The following is a 13279-nucleotide window of genomic DNA, read 5'->3' as shown; positions in this document are numbered from 1 at the left end:
TTGGTAACAAACTTATACTGTTTCTAAACAGGTATTCGGCGCGCGCGCGTCATTTTCCTTTTTGACAGATGCTGTCGAAAGTTAACGAAAGTAAATCGATTTCTCTCCCGTTTCCCTGGTAGGATAGGCACCAGACGGAATGCGCGAGGAGAGGATGATCGAGGTGGCATGGGGAAAAGGAGTCAAGGTGTGGGCGTGCGCCATCGCGCTGTCCATGCTGGGCACGGGTTGGGGTAGCGCGGCTTCGGCTGCGGAGCTCCCGGGGCACTGGGCCCAGGACACGCTGAATGCGTGGATGAATAAAGGTTGGCTGGCGGGCTTCGGCAGCGGCGGGCTGCAGCCGGACCAGCCGGTCACGCGCGCGGAATTCGCGACGCTCGCCGTTCGGGCCTTCGGGCTTCAAGCGGACGGTGCGGGCGCGGGGAAATATAGCGACGTTCGCGAGGGAAGCTGGTATGCGGGAGCGATCTACGCGGCTGCCGGCGCGGGCATTTTGTCGGGCTACCCTGATGGCACCATTCGGCCGTCCCGAAGCGTCACGCGCGAAGAAGCTGCCGTCGTACTCGCGAAGCTGGACGGATTGTCTGAAACGGGGGCCATTGAGCCGGCTTTTTCCGATGCGTCGGATGTCCGGTCGTGGAGCAAGGCGTCCGTCGGTTCCGCGGTTTATTCGAAGCTTCTCGGCGGCTATCCCGACGGCACGTTCCGTCCGGCCAAGGCGATGACCCGCGCCGAAGCCGTCGTAGCGCTGGACAAGGCCTGGGCGCTACGCGAGCGGACACGCACGACCGTATACGACAAAGCCGGCGTCTGCGGACCTGCCGAAGGCACGCAGGAGATCGCCGGCAGCGTGTCGATCGCGGCGCCGGGCGTGACGCTGCGCAACACGGTCGTCCGCGGGGATTTGACGATCGGCGCCGAGGTCGGCGAGGGCGACGCGCAGCTTGAAGGCGTGACCGTCGACGGGAAGCTGACCGTCGCCGGCGGCGGCGAGCACAGCGTGCACCTGTCGAACGCCAAGCTGGGCCAGGTCGTCGTGAACAAGCTGGCCGGCAAGCTGCGGCTCGTGCTGGAAGGCACGACGTTCGTTACGCAGCTCGATTTCCGTACGCAGGGCTTGCTGGTCGTGCCTCCGGGCTCGTCCGTAGGCAGCTTGAACGCGTATGCGGTCATCTTTGTCACAGGTTCTGGCAAGATTAACGCCGCTCATCTGTTCGTCTCGGGCTCTTCGTTCGAGCAGGCGCCGGGCAGCGTGGAGCGAGAAGCGGGCGTGCTGCTTCAAGGCGAGACCGGGGCGACCGGCGGGAATGCATCGTCCGGCGGGAATGCGCCAACGCCTGCACCGACGCCGAGCGAAGAACCGAGCCCGTCTCCTTCGCCGAGCGCGGGGCCAAGTCCGTCTCCTTCGCCGAGCGCGGAGCCGACGCCGACGCCCGGACCGGTTATTAACGGCGTAAAGGATGGAAAAACCTATACGGCAGCCGTTACGCCGGAGCTCGGCGATGGCAGCGATATGGCATCGCTCGAACTGACCAAGGATGGCAAACCCGTTGCAGACTTCGAGCTTGGCGGCGAATTGTCCGAGACAGGCGCCTACGTTTTGACCGCGACTAACGCGGGCGGCGGGGAGACTGTAATTCGTTTTAAGCTGTCGGCTGACGTGAAGCTGAGCGTCAACGATTATGACTATACGAAATTCGAGGGAATCTTGAAGGTTCGAGTTCATGTTGATAACCAAGGCCTTGATCTATATAACGCAGTGAACGGAATCGAACTGACGCTGCCATACTATGAAGGCGATATGCTGGAAGTCGACTACAGCTATGCCGGCGAAGAGGATTGGTCTGCGTTCGACTTGGTGAGAGTCGAAGGTACGGACCGGTTTGTCGGTCATTACCCGCAGGAACCTTACAAGCCATACGATCTGCCGGCGGGAACGGCGTTCGATCTCGATTATGAGGTGTACATCGATCCATCTACCAAAGATCGGGATCTGAGTTTAAAGGCCTGGATCTCCGACGCATCGGCCCTATCTGAGGAGGCGGCTTTGTTTAAACTGGATCCCTTGCTCGTTCCTCTTGCGTTCGATTCGTTGGGTCCGATCTCGGATCTCTCTGTAGACGACACTCAGCCAAACGATGCATCGACGGTTACCTTAAAATTCTCAGAGCCTGTCGAAGCGACCTACTATTATATTGAGTACCAAGATGGGGTCAAGTTCAAAGATTACTTTACATTCTATATGGGGGAATTGGATCGCAGCGCTAACCACGTTACGCTCAAAGGCCTTACACCAGGTTTAAATTATAAGTTCCTCCTCGTTGTTTCGGACGGATACAACCAGGGAAGATCCAACGAGGTGGAATACACGACGCCAAACCTCCCGCCGCCACCCCAACCTAGCGAATAGATTGCGAAACGGGCTCCCATATCCGGTTGTCAGGAATGCCTTCGGCATCCCCGGCAGCCGGATTTTTTGCTGGCGGCTGCAAGTCGCTATGCTATAATGGTAGGCATTGCTCCGGGACACGGAGCCGCGGTTCGAGACCTCCCGCGTCATCAAAACTAGGAGGAAGTCCAAAATGTTCAACCTGCTCTGGGGCGTAGGATTCGTCGCGGTCAACTTCGCGCTGTTCCTCGTCTGCTACCGCCTGTTCGGCAAGAACGGACTGTACACCTGGATCGGCGCCGCGACGCTGCTCGCGAACATCCAGGTCGTCAAGACGATTGAGATTTTCGGCATCGTCATGACGCTCGGCAACACCATTTACGCCACGATCTACCTGACCACCGACCTGCTGAACGAGAAGTACGGGGAGAAGGAAGCGCGGAAAGCGGTCTGGTTCGGCTTTTTCACGATGATCATGTCGCTTGTCATCATGCAGATGGTGCTTCACTTCAAGCCGGGCGCCGACGACTTCAGCCAGGAAGCGCTGCACACCATTTTCGGCATCACGCCGCGAATCGTGCTCGGCAGCCTGTGCGCGTACTTCGTGAGCCAGTTCCTGGACGTTCGCATTTTCAGCCGCTTGAAGGTCGCCTACCCGAGCCGGTCCCAGCTGTGGATCCGCAACAACGGCAGCACGGGGCTCAGCCAGCTCGTCGATACGCTCATTTTCAGCTCGATCGCCTTTATCGGCTTATATCCCTGGGACGTCTGGTGGGAGATCGCCATCACGACCTACGTACTGAAGTTCGTCATCTCCGCCGCGTCGACGCCGGTCATCTATTGGGCCCGAAGCTTCAAGTTCGCGGACGAACGATAAACCATATTCATTTCACACTGCGCTGACATAGACTTGATATCCCCAGAACATGACGCCATTATAGTGTATCTAACAGCATATTCAGGGTAGAGCCGATGAGAAAACCCGAACACGAAACTTCTGCGATTTGCGGATCCTCGTGTTTGGGTTTTCTTTTTTGTCCGCGGCGACGGCGGTGCGAAGGTTAACACTTAAATGATCTCGCTGTGACATTAGGGGCGTAAGGTAAGGAGGAATTCAATCCGGGGAGGCACCATCCATGACCGAACAACGCAGCTCATTGCCGATCATCGCTTCTATCACGAAGCCCGAACAGCTTGAAACCGTAATGAAAAGCTGCGTAAAACGCGTCAACCTGATGACAGGCGATATTTTGCAACTGTCCGGCATCGTCCGCGACCTGCATCAGGCAGGCAAGCAGGTTTACGTTCATATCGAGATGGTCGCCGGCATTGGCCGCGACAATAGCGCCATCCAGTATCTGGCCGATGCGTTCGCGGTCGACGGGATCATTTCGACGAGGACGAATACGATCGCGGCTGCCAGAAAGGCGGGGATGCGCTCTATACAGCGCGTGTTTGCGATCGACACCGCTGCCGTTGAGACCGCCATTAAAATGGTCGCACAATCGCAGCCCGACGAGATCGAGATCATGCCGGGATTGATGCCCCGGGTGATCCGGGAGATCAAGCAGCGGATTCAAGTCCCCTTGATCGTAGGCGGATTGATTCGCACCGAGGCGGAGATTCAGGAAATGCTGGAGAGCGGAGCCGACCACATTTCCATCGGAGATACAAAGTTCTGGTGAAGCAGCCGAAGGAGACTTGACATGCGAAGTCGCAAGCTTGGGAACTCGGGCGCCTTAATAAAGCCTTATGTGTACATCGCGCCTGCCGTACTGTTGCTGCTGTTGTTCGTTTATTACCCGTTCGCGAAAACGATGGTGCTCAGCTTGAGCCTTACTTCGCCTGCGGGCGGGTTCGTGAAGTGGAACGGCATGTCGAACTATACGTCCATGTTCGTGTCCCCCGACTTTTACGACATGCTCCTCGTTACGTTCAAGTTTTCCATCGCCGTCCTGACGGGCTCGCTCGTCGCGGGATTCTTCATGGCGCTGCTGGTCAACTCGGATCGGCGCGGCTACACGATCTTCAAGACCGTCTACACGCTTCCGATGGCCGTCTCTTCAGCGGCGATCGCCGTCGTCTTCAGCTTCGTGCTGCATCCGGTCAACGGGCTGCTGAACGAGGCGCTCGGCACGGATATCAATTGGCTGAATAGCCCCAAATGGGCGATGGCGGCCGTGATCATGGTGACCGTATGGCAGAATGCATCGCTGAATTATATTATTTTGCTCGCTGCCCTTAAAGGGGTGGACCGTAGCTTGTACGAAGCGGCGGAAGTCGACGGGGCGGGCTACTGGAAGAAGCAATGGATGGTCAGCTTGCCCGGCGTCTCGCCAACCTTGTTTTTCCTCGTTATCGTCAATGCCATCGTTGCCTTTCAGGCGTTCGCCCAGATCCATGTGCTGACCGCCGGCGGGCCGTACAACAGCACCGGCATTATCAGCTACAACATTTACCTGGATGCGCTGCGGAAAAGTCATTTTGGGTTGGCGTATGCGCAATCCGTATTCCTGTTCGTAGTAATCCTCGCGATCACCCGCATTCAATTCTATATGGAGAAGAAGGTCAGCTACTGATGAGACAAGCTCTGCCTATGCACCGCAGCCTGCTGTTCAATCTCGTCGCCGGGCTGCTGATCGCTTTTCCGGTACTGTACGCGCTGCTGATGAGCCTGATGTCCCCCGCCCAGATGTACGAGACGGGCATTCAATGGATACCCGCGCCGATCCATTGGGCGAATTACGCCGAAGCGCTACGCATGGTGCCGCTGCTTCACTTTTTTGCCAATTCCGTTTTCGTCTCCGCCGCGATCACATTGCTGCAGCTGGCGATCGGAATCGCAGCGGCCTTCGCCTTCGCTTTCTTCCGGTTCAGAGGCAAGTCCGCGCTGTTCTATCTGATTTTGTCTTCCATGATGATCCCGGCACAATCGATAGTTCTGGCAAACTTCACGACGATCAGCCGGCTGGATTTGATGGACACGTACCTGGCATTGATTTTGCCCGCCGCCGCCTCGGCGTTTACGATTTTTAATTTAAGACAGAGCTTCATGCATCAGCCTGCCGAGCTTCGGGAGGCGGCCAGCATGGACGGCTGTACGGACTTCAAGTTCATGACACGAATTGTCGTGCCCGTCAATCGGGCGATGATCAGTTCCTGTGCCATGATCGGCTTCATCTTCTCGTGGAACGATTATTTATGGCCTCTGCTGGTCACGAACGATGAGAAAAAGCGCACGATCCAGATCGGCATTTCGATGATGCACGATACGTACTCGACCACGTACGGTCCGATCATGGCGGCCGTCACGATCACGCTGCTGCCGTCGATCGTCATCGTCTACATGGGTCAGAAGCAATTGGTATCGGGATTGGCGGCCGGCGCGGTCAAGGGCTAGACGACGCGAAAACGTACAGGACGTATAGGAGGTGATGCGGACACAGGGCGAACCTTTAGGCCCCGGAGCGAGCTTTATATATCGGTATTCATTCCGTTCATTAGGGAAAGGGAGCAGCAGGCCGTATGAAAAAAATCAAAAATATCGCTGCCATGGGCTTCAGCCTGCGCTATCCGGAAAACACGATGCTGGCCTACGAACGAGCTTTCGCCGCCGGAGCCGACCTTGTGGAGGTAGATGCGCGTTTCACGAAGGATCGGATCGTCGTGCTGAGCCATGATGACAGCATTGACCGCACCACGGATGGAATCGGCAGGCTGGACGCGTACACCTATGAAGAATTGAGGGTGTTTGATGCTGCCGGGCATTTTCGAAGCGGCGCGGCCTTCAAGCCGGGGGGCCTAGGTTCCAGAGGCTTTGAGCACTTCTCCTTTACCCCCGTCTCTGACCTGCAAGCAGGCATCGACCTGCCCTTTAGCCGCATACCAAGGCTTGAGGATCTGCTGGCGCTGCTCAAGATAAACGGCGGCGCGGCCATTATCGAGATTAAGAGCCGCAAGGACGCGGAGGCCGGCATCGGTGCGGCCATCTGTGCCTTGATTCGGCAATACGGACTGGAAGACCGCTGTTACGTGTCATCGTTCGACCACGAATATATTCACGCACTAAGTGTCAAGGCGCCCGATATTCGATATGCGGTCATGTTCATTGGCCAACTGCACGATGCAGGCCGATACGTAAAGGCGCTGGGCGCATCGATGCTGCAAAACAGCTTCCTGCAGATAGACGATATAACGAGGACGATCCGGTCTTGCGCACGGCATGGCATCGAATTGTGCGTCTGGTCCCCAAGAAGAACGGATACGGCGCCGTATAATCGGGAGCTGCTGGCGTATGGCGTGGATGGGATCGTCACCCATGATCCAGGACTGGTGAACACGCTATTGGCGGATTTGTAACAATCTGTGCCTCGCCCGATTCGCATAGAGACAATTCCAGGATGGATAGGAGAATGAATACGAATGAAAAAAACAACGGCCTTAATCATGACAGGATGTCTGGCGGGGATGCTGGCGGCCTGCGGAAACACGCAAAATACGACCGCTATTTCGGCTGCGGCCGACGGCGCCGAGCCGACGGGCAGCGCGAGTGCCGCAAGCGCGCAAGCGCCGGCGGACAACGGCAAGCCGACGGAGATCGTGTTCTGGAACTCCTTTACCGGTGAAATCTACAAGACGCTGGAAGAGATCATCGCGGAATACAATGCGTCTCAAAATAAAGTGCATGTGACCAGCCAATTCCAAGGGACTTACGACGAAACCTTGACGAAGTTCAAATCTTCCATGGCCAGCGGCTCAGGTCCGGACGTTCTGCACATGTACGAAGCCGGCACGCGTTATATGCTCGATAGCGGCTATGCGGTTCCGGTTCAGGATTACGCGGCGGCGGACGGCTTTGATCTGAACCAGCTGAACGATATGGCCCGGTCCTACTACACGGTGGACCATGCCTTGTGGTCCATGCCGTTCAACTACGGGCAAGCGGTATTGTTCTATAACAAGACGGCCTTTGAAGAAGCGGGGCTCGATCCGGAGTCGCCGCCGCGCACGTATGCCGAATTCAAGGACGCCGCGCAGAAGCTGATGGTGAAAAAGAACGGCAAGGTGACGCGTTACGGCGCGACGATCAGCGTGTACGGCTGGTTCATGGAGCAGCTGATCGCGGGCCAGGGCAAGCTGTACGTCAACAATGACAACGGACGCTCCGGCCGGGCGACCGCGCTTGAGGCCGACAAGAACGGCGCATTGCTGAATGTATTCAAGGAATGGCAATCGTTCGCCAAGCAGGAGAGCGTCGTCAATTTCGGCAAAGACCTGAGCGCAGGTTATCAGGCGTTCGTGGCCGGCAAGGTCGCCATGCTGCCCTTCGTGTCGGGTTATTACAACTATGCGACGGCGGCGATCAACGGCAAGTTCAAATTGGGCGTAGGCTACTTTCCGATGCTGGACAAGACCGCGGAAGGCGGCTCGCTGCTGGCCGGCGCCTCCTTCTGGATGATCGATCACAAGGACGAAGCGAAAAAGAAGGCCTCGTGGGAATTCATCAAGTACATGGCTTCCAAAGAAGTACAAGCCAAATGGACGCTAAGGACCGGCGACATTGCAATCAATAAAGGCTCGTACGAGATGCCGGAAGTTCAAGACTACCTCAAGGTCAACCCTGCGATCCAGGTGTCGTTGAACCAGGAGAAGGCTTATCCGAACAACAACTTCACGCAAGGCGCCGTGTTCGGCGTCATGCCCGAAGCGCGCCTGAGCTTCGAGGAGAACATGGACAAGATTCTGGCGGGCGCGCAGACGCCGGAGCAGGCGACCGAGAAGTTCGCGGCCGACGTGAACAAGTCGCTGGCGGATTACAACGCAAGCATCGGCAAATAAGGCGGCGGGGGCGTGAAAATGGGACATACGCAAATCATCGCGGCGATGGGCTACAGCGGCATTTATCCGGAAAATACGCTGCTGGCATACCGCAAGGCGATCGAGGCCGGCGCGGAGGGCATCGAAGTGGATGCCCATCTGACGAAGGACGGCGTCATCGTGCTGAGCCATGACGACGATATCGGCCGGACGACGGACGGCACGGGAAAAATCAGAGATTTTACGTACGAAGAGCTGAGGAGCTTTAATGCGGCGCATGCTTTTCGGGAGGAGGCGGAGCCAGGGACGGTCCCTCAGTTGTTCGTATCCAAGCCTAGACCCGGGGAGCGGGCGGAAGCCATCGGGTTTCAGGAGATACCGAAGCTCGCGGACCTGTTCGGTCTGGTCGGCAACCAAGCGGTACGCGTCATCGTGGAAATGAAAGGCACGCGGGCGTCCAATCCGGATATGGGGCGGCTTGTCGCAGAGATGATCGTGGAATACGGCATGCAGGAGCATGCTGTCATCTCCAGCTTCGATCATGAATATGTGCACGATTTGAGCGCGGCCTATCCGGCATTGGCGTTTGCGGCGATCACGACGGCGGACAGGCTGTACGATCCGGGCGCTTATGCGAAGCGAACGGGAGCGAGACAAATTCATCCTTATTCGACGGCGGTCACGCCCGAGATGGTCCGCTCCTGTCATGAGCATGGCGTTGAAGTGGTGGTCTGGTCGGTCGGCGAGACGGACGAAGAGGCGGAAATGCGGCAAATGATAGAGATGGGCGTGGACGGCGTCATGACGCATTATCCCAACCGGTTCTATCCGATGCGCCGGCCTTGAACAGAGGTCGCAGCGAATGGGCAAAAGAACTTTGATTATCGGCCATCGCGGCGCGGCCGGAGAGGCGCCGGAGAATACGCTGGCGTCCTTCCGGACCGCGGTGACGCAAGGCGCGGATGCCGTGGAGCTCGATATCCATCTGTCGGCGGACGGAGAGATCGTCGTTTGTCACGATCCGACGGTAGACCGGACGACCGACGGAGCGGGATCGATCGCGCTGTTGACGGTCGCCGAGCTGAAGGGGCTGGACGCCGGGAGCTGGTTCGACCCGCGCTACGCATCGGAGAAGCTGCCTCTGCTCGAAGAAGTGCTCGCGCTCGTTCCTGCCGGCATCATGATCAATATCGAAGTAAAGTGTCGGTACAGCATTCGGCTGGAGAAGCGACTGCGCCAGCTGCTGGCGACCTATCGCAGGCAGGACGGCGTAGTCGTCTCCTCCTTCGATCACAAGGCATTGGCGAGGCTCAAGCAGGCAGCGCCGTCGCTGCGAATCGGTCTGCTGTATGCGGCTGACTTCCGGCGTCATTCCCTGATCGCGACTTCGTTCGGGAGCGAGGTATACTCGCTGCATCCTGACCATCGATGGCTAGGGGACGAAGATATTGCAGACGCGATGCGCGCGGGCTTAAGGGTGTACCCGTACACGGTGAATGGCAAGGCGGAATGGGACGCATTGATCGCAGCGGAGGTATCCGGCATTATTACGGATTATCCCGGCAGATTGAGGGCGGTTCGAGATAGGGCGTTATGAGCGGACGGGCTGTTTTTTGAGCAGGCGAAAGAGACCTTGAGGGGCTTGCCCCCCAAGGTCTCTTTTCGCCCTTAGGCGGTTGCTATGGCGACGATGACGCGGCCGCGCATCTCGCCGCGCAGGATGGCGCGAAGCGCGCCCGGCAGCTCCTCGAGCGTCGCTTCGCGCGCGATCGCGTCCAGCAGCCCGGCGGGCTTCAGATCGCCGGCCATCCGCTCCCAGACGCGCAGCCGCTCGGGCATCGGGCAGAGCACCGAATCGATGCCGAGCAGCCTCACGCCGCGCAGGATGAACGGATAGACGTTCGCGGCGAAGTCCGCGCCGCCCGTGAATCCGCTCAGCGCGACGCCGCCGCCGTAGCGGACCGTGCCGAGCACGTCGCGCAGCGCCGGGCCGCCGACGGGGTCGACGACGCCGGCCCAGCGCTCGCGCGCGATCGCCTTGCCTTCCGGCATGCGCAGCGCCTCCGGCGGCAGGAGCTCGCTCGCGCCGAGCCCCCGCAGGAACGCCTGCGCCTCGGCGTCGGCCTTGCGCGAGCTGGCCGCCACCTCGTATCCGAGGCCGGCGAGCATCGAGACCGCGACGCTGCCGACGCCGCCGGTGGCGCCCGTCACCAGCACGGGGCCTTGTCCGGGCGCGAGGCCGGCCTCCTCCAGGCGAAGGACCGACAGCGCGGCCGTGAATCCGGCCGTGCCGAACGCCATCGCCTCCTGGGCGGCGAGGCCGGCGGGCAGCGGGACGACCCAGTCGGCCGGCACCTGCGCGAACTCGGCGTAGCCGCCGTCCGCGGATACGCCGAGGCCGAAGCCGGTGACGAGCACCGGATCTCCTTCGCGGAATCGCGCGTCCTTCGAAGCTGCGACCGTGCCGGCAAGGTCGATGCCCGGCACGTGCGGATAGCGCTTCACCACGTTGCCGCGCGGGCTGACCGCGAGGGCGTCCTTGAAGTTCACGCTGGAGTACGAGACCCGAATGCGCACATCGCCGTCCTGAAGGGGCGGTATTTCTAATCGTTCGACCGAAGAAAGTACCTCTTCGCCGCTTAATCTCGCTACCAAAGCCCGATATTGCTCCATATCGCATGCCTCCCCCGGCGGTGATGGCACGGCCATTCCCGCGCTTCGCTGCAAGCGCAAGACCGTATTCCTTCATTTTAACCGCTCGGGAACAGGTTGCAATGGCATTGCGGCGCCGGCGCACGGCGCTAACGCCGCTCCGCTAACCCCGATCCGCCGGCTTGAGCAGCGCCTCTATCCGCCGTGCGAACTCTTCCTCGCCGAGCGCCCCGAGCGCTTCGTCCGCGACGACGCCTTGGGCATCGATGAACAGCGTCGTCGGGATCGGACGGATGCGGTACAGCTCTCCCACGGTGCCCAGGCGGTCAAGCAGCACGGGAAACGCGAAGCGTTGATCGGAGGCGAAAGACCTCGCGGCGGATTCGTCGTCGGAGGCGGTCAGATTGACGGCCACGACGGTCGCTTTGTCTTTGTACTGCGCTGCGGTCTTGACGAGGGCAGAGGCCTCCGCTCTGCACGGACCGCACCAGGAAGCCCAAAAGTTCAGGACGACGGGCTTGCCCCGATAGTCGGACAAGGAATGCGTGACGCCGTCCAAGCCTTCGAGCGAGAAGTCCGGGGCCATGGCCAGAAGCTTTGGCGCCGCGGGACGGGCCGAGAGCGAGACGTTGCGAACGACAGCCGCTGCGCTGACTTGCTCGTTCTGTACGGACGACTCGCGGCTCTGCGCAGCTTGCGCGGGTCCGCGGTGAAATAGCAGCAATCCAATCGCAGCCGTCACGAAGACGGCGAGCATCACCCAATCGCGTATCACTGGCTTTTGCACGTTCGGCCCTGCCTCCCATTGTCATTATCAAAGAAACGTCCTTGGTCACGAAGCAGAAAGAGCGTCTCATTAGTCAATATGTCCGCTTCCCAGGCCGACAATCCCTCAACGGTTTGTTAGAGGCACAGGACGCTTCAAGCCCCGTCGGGTTAGGAATGCTTTATTCCGATGGCCCCGATCGATATTCTTCGCTTGACTTCGCGGCCTACGGCTCCTAAACTTTAATCTCATCAAACGGAAAAACCCGAAAGAAGGAATCATTCATGGCATCCACCGTATCGACGCGCGCCGAGCCGGGCAGCGCCCGCGACGCCTCTCTCGCCGTCATGCCCGTGCTGCTCTGCATCAGCTTCGTTCATATGATGAACGATTCGATGCAAGCGGTCGTACCCGCGATGTTCACCGTTCTCGAAAAGTCGCTGAGCCTGTCGTTCGCCCAAGTGGGCTGGATTACGTTCGCGCTCAATATGACGTCGTCGGTCATGCAGCCGGTCGTCGGATCCTATACGGATAAGACCGCGCGGCCTTACCTGCTGCCGCTCGGCATGTGCCTCAGCCTGATCGGCATGGTCGGCATTGCCTTCGCGCCCGCGTTCTGGAGCGTGCTGCTCGCGGTCATGTTTATCGGTCTCGGGTCGTCCATCTTCCACCCCGAAGGCTCGCGCGTCGTCTACTTCGCGGCGGGCGGCAAGCGGGGACTGGCCCAATCGATCTACCAGGTCGGGGGCAACGCCGGCAGCTCGCTCGCGCCGCTCATGGCCGCGGCGATCTTTATCCCCTTCGGTCAGCACGGCGCGATCTGGGGGACGCTGTTCGCGGCATTCGCCATCGCGGCCTTGCTGTGGCTGACGCCATGGTACAAGGGACAGCTGAACGCTTGGCGGGAGAAAAGCGAGGCGGCCACCGCGAAGCGCAAAGCCGGAGCGGCGGGCGTCGCCGAGCTGACCAACCATCCGCGGGCGCTGTTCGCCATGACGCTGCTCGTCTTCATCGTTTTCGGCCGCTCCTGGTATCATTCGGGCATCAGCGGGTTTTACCAGTTTTACCTGATCGATCACTACGGCTTGTCCAAGTCGTCCGCCCAGATCCCGCTGTTCCTGTTCCTCGCTGCCGGCGTGGCGGGCACCTTCTTCGGCGGCGTCATGGCGGACCGGATCGGGCTGAAAAAAATGATCGTGCTCTCGATCGTGGGCGCGCTGCCTTTCTCGCTTGCGCTGCCGTACGTGCCGTTGTGGGCCGTCTATCCGGTCATCGCGATCATGGGCTTCATCCTGCTGTCCGGCTTCTCCGTCGCCGTCGTCTACGCGCAGCACCTGCTGCCCACCAAGGTCGGCATGGCCTCCGGCCTCACGACCGGCCTCGCCTTCGGCATGGGCGCCATCGGCGCGGTCGTGCTCGGCAAAGCCGCCGACGTCTACGGCATGTCCGAGGTCATGCGCACGATCGGCGTCCTGCCGCTCGTCGGCTTCCTCGCCATGCTGCTGCCGTCCGACCGCAAGCGAGCCGCTTAGTTATATAGATTGCGGGCACCTTCGTCTTCGCCGATTAGCGGAGAGAGGGTGCCTCTTTGCGTTCGCATGCTATTTGCGTCCCCACCTGCCTCGCCATAGTGGAAAAAAGCTCAGCTATCGCAC

At 59.6% G+C, this 13279-nt stretch carries 12 protein-coding genes; 10 read left to right on the top strand and 2 right to left on the bottom strand.

Going from position 1 to position 13279, the window contains the following annotated elements; genetic code table 11:
- Positions 1-163: 163 nt before the first annotated feature.
- The 9 genes from OMP38_RS18365 (at position 164) to OMP38_RS18325 (ending at position 9803) form a co-directional block, all read left to right on the top strand.
- The gene (locus OMP38_RS18365) at positions 164-2410 is read left to right on the top strand and encodes an S-layer homology domain-containing protein (RefSeq protein WP_277566401.1); all 2247 of its coding nucleotides are present in this window, start codon (positions 164-166) and stop codon (positions 2408-2410) included.
- 172 nt (positions 2411-2582) lie between these two features.
- The gene (locus OMP38_RS18360; protein ID WP_277566400.1) at positions 2583-3266 is read left to right on the top strand and encodes a queuosine precursor transporter; all 684 of its coding nucleotides are present in this window, start codon (positions 2583-2585) and stop codon (positions 3264-3266) included.
- A 259-nt stretch (positions 3267-3525) separates the two neighbouring features.
- Positions 3526-4074 (top strand): glycerol-3-phosphate responsive antiterminator, encoded by a 549-nt coding sequence (locus OMP38_RS18355; RefSeq protein ID WP_277566399.1) that lies wholly within the window; start codon positions 3526-3528, stop codon positions 4072-4074.
- A 21-nt stretch (positions 4075-4095) separates the two neighbouring features.
- Positions 4096-4968 (top strand): carbohydrate ABC transporter permease, encoded by an 873-nt coding sequence (locus OMP38_RS18350; RefSeq protein ID WP_277566398.1) that lies wholly within the window; start codon positions 4096-4098, stop codon positions 4966-4968.
- On the top strand, positions 4968-5789 hold the full coding sequence (locus OMP38_RS18345) for a carbohydrate ABC transporter permease (protein WP_277566397.1): 822 nt from the start codon (positions 4968-4970) through the stop codon (positions 5787-5789). Before OMP38_RS18350 ends, OMP38_RS18345 begins: the two co-directional genes overlap by 1 nt.
- Before the next feature lie 125 nt (positions 5790-5914).
- The gene (locus OMP38_RS18340) at positions 5915-6748 is read left to right on the top strand and encodes a glycerophosphodiester phosphodiesterase (RefSeq protein ID WP_277566396.1); all 834 of its coding nucleotides are present in this window, start codon (positions 5915-5917) and stop codon (positions 6746-6748) included.
- Between the two features lie 63 nt (positions 6749-6811).
- Positions 6812-8227, top strand: a complete 1416-nt coding sequence (locus OMP38_RS18335; RefSeq protein WP_277566395.1) for an ABC transporter substrate-binding protein — start codon at positions 6812-6814, stop codon at positions 8225-8227.
- An 18-nt stretch (positions 8228-8245) separates the two neighbouring features.
- A complete protein-coding gene (locus tag OMP38_RS18330; protein ID WP_277566865.1) occupies positions 8246-9052 on the top strand; it encodes a glycerophosphodiester phosphodiesterase in 807 nt (268 codons plus the stop codon).
- Positions 9053-9068: 16 nt separating this feature from the next.
- Complete coding sequence (locus OMP38_RS18325; RefSeq protein ID WP_277566394.1) at positions 9069-9803, top strand: glycerophosphodiester phosphodiesterase; 735 nt, start codon at positions 9069-9071, stop codon at positions 9801-9803.
- Positions 9804-9874: 71 nt separating this feature from the next.
- Here the strand turns inward: OMP38_RS18325 and OMP38_RS18320 are convergent, their stop codons facing one another.
- Together OMP38_RS18320 and OMP38_RS18315 are read right to left on the bottom strand one after the other, a co-directional pair.
- A complete protein-coding gene (locus OMP38_RS18320; RefSeq protein ID WP_277566393.1) occupies positions 9875-10879 on the bottom strand; it encodes an acrylyl-CoA reductase family protein in 1005 nt (334 codons plus the stop codon).
- Between the two features lie 142 nt (positions 10880-11021).
- Positions 11022-11645 carry a peroxiredoxin family protein gene (locus tag OMP38_RS18315; protein ID WP_277566392.1) on the bottom strand — a complete coding sequence of 208 codons (624 nt, stop codon included), beginning with the start codon at positions 11643-11645 and terminating at the stop codon, positions 11022-11024.
- A gap of 263 nt (positions 11646-11908) precedes the next feature.
- Here OMP38_RS18315 and OMP38_RS18310 point away from each other — a divergent pair, with 263 nt between their 5' ends.
- Complete coding sequence (locus OMP38_RS18310; RefSeq protein ID WP_277566391.1) at positions 11909-13156, top strand: MFS transporter; 1248 nt, start codon at positions 11909-11911, stop codon at positions 13154-13156.
- Positions 13157-13279 lie beyond the last annotated feature (123 nt).

This window comes from Cohnella ginsengisoli (assembly GCF_029525555.1).
GTDB lineage: Bacteria > Bacillota > Bacilli > Paenibacillales > Paenibacillaceae > Cohnella > Cohnella ginsengisoli.
The sequence above is the reverse complement of the archived record's forward strand: the minus strand, read 5'-3'. Positions and strand labels throughout refer to the sequence as shown.

Excerpts from the sequence above, each read along its gene's own strand:
- OMP38_RS18360 (WP_277566400.1), top strand. The coding sequence starts at position 2,583 with ATGTTCAACCTGCTCTGGGGCGTAGGATTCGTCGCGGTCAACTTCGCG.
- OMP38_RS18355 (WP_277566399.1), top strand. The coding sequence starts at position 3,526 with ATGACCGAACAACGCAGCTCATTGCCGATCATCGCTTCTATCACGAAG.
- OMP38_RS18350 (WP_277566398.1), top strand. The coding sequence starts at position 4,096 with ATGCGAAGTCGCAAGCTTGGGAACTCGGGCGCCTTAATAAAGCCTTAT.
- OMP38_RS18345 (WP_277566397.1), top strand. The coding sequence starts at position 4,968 with ATGAGACAAGCTCTGCCTATGCACCGCAGCCTGCTGTTCAATCTCGTC.
- OMP38_RS18340 (WP_277566396.1), top strand. The coding sequence starts at position 5,915 with ATGAAAAAAATCAAAAATATCGCTGCCATGGGCTTCAGCCTGCGCTAT.
- OMP38_RS18335 (WP_277566395.1), top strand. The coding sequence starts at position 6,812 with ATGAAAAAAACAACGGCCTTAATCATGACAGGATGTCTGGCGGGGATG.
- OMP38_RS18330 (WP_277566865.1), top strand. The coding sequence starts at position 8,246 with ATGGGACATACGCAAATCATCGCGGCGATGGGCTACAGCGGCATTTAT.
- OMP38_RS18325 (WP_277566394.1), top strand. The coding sequence starts at position 9,069 with ATGGGCAAAAGAACTTTGATTATCGGCCATCGCGGCGCGGCCGGAGAG.
- OMP38_RS18320 (WP_277566393.1), bottom strand. The coding sequence starts at position 10,879 with ATGGAGCAATATCGGGCTTTGGTAGCGAGATTAAGCGGCGAAGAGGTA.
- OMP38_RS18310 (WP_277566391.1), top strand. The coding sequence starts at position 11,909 with ATGGCATCCACCGTATCGACGCGCGCCGAGCCGGGCAGCGCCCGCGAC.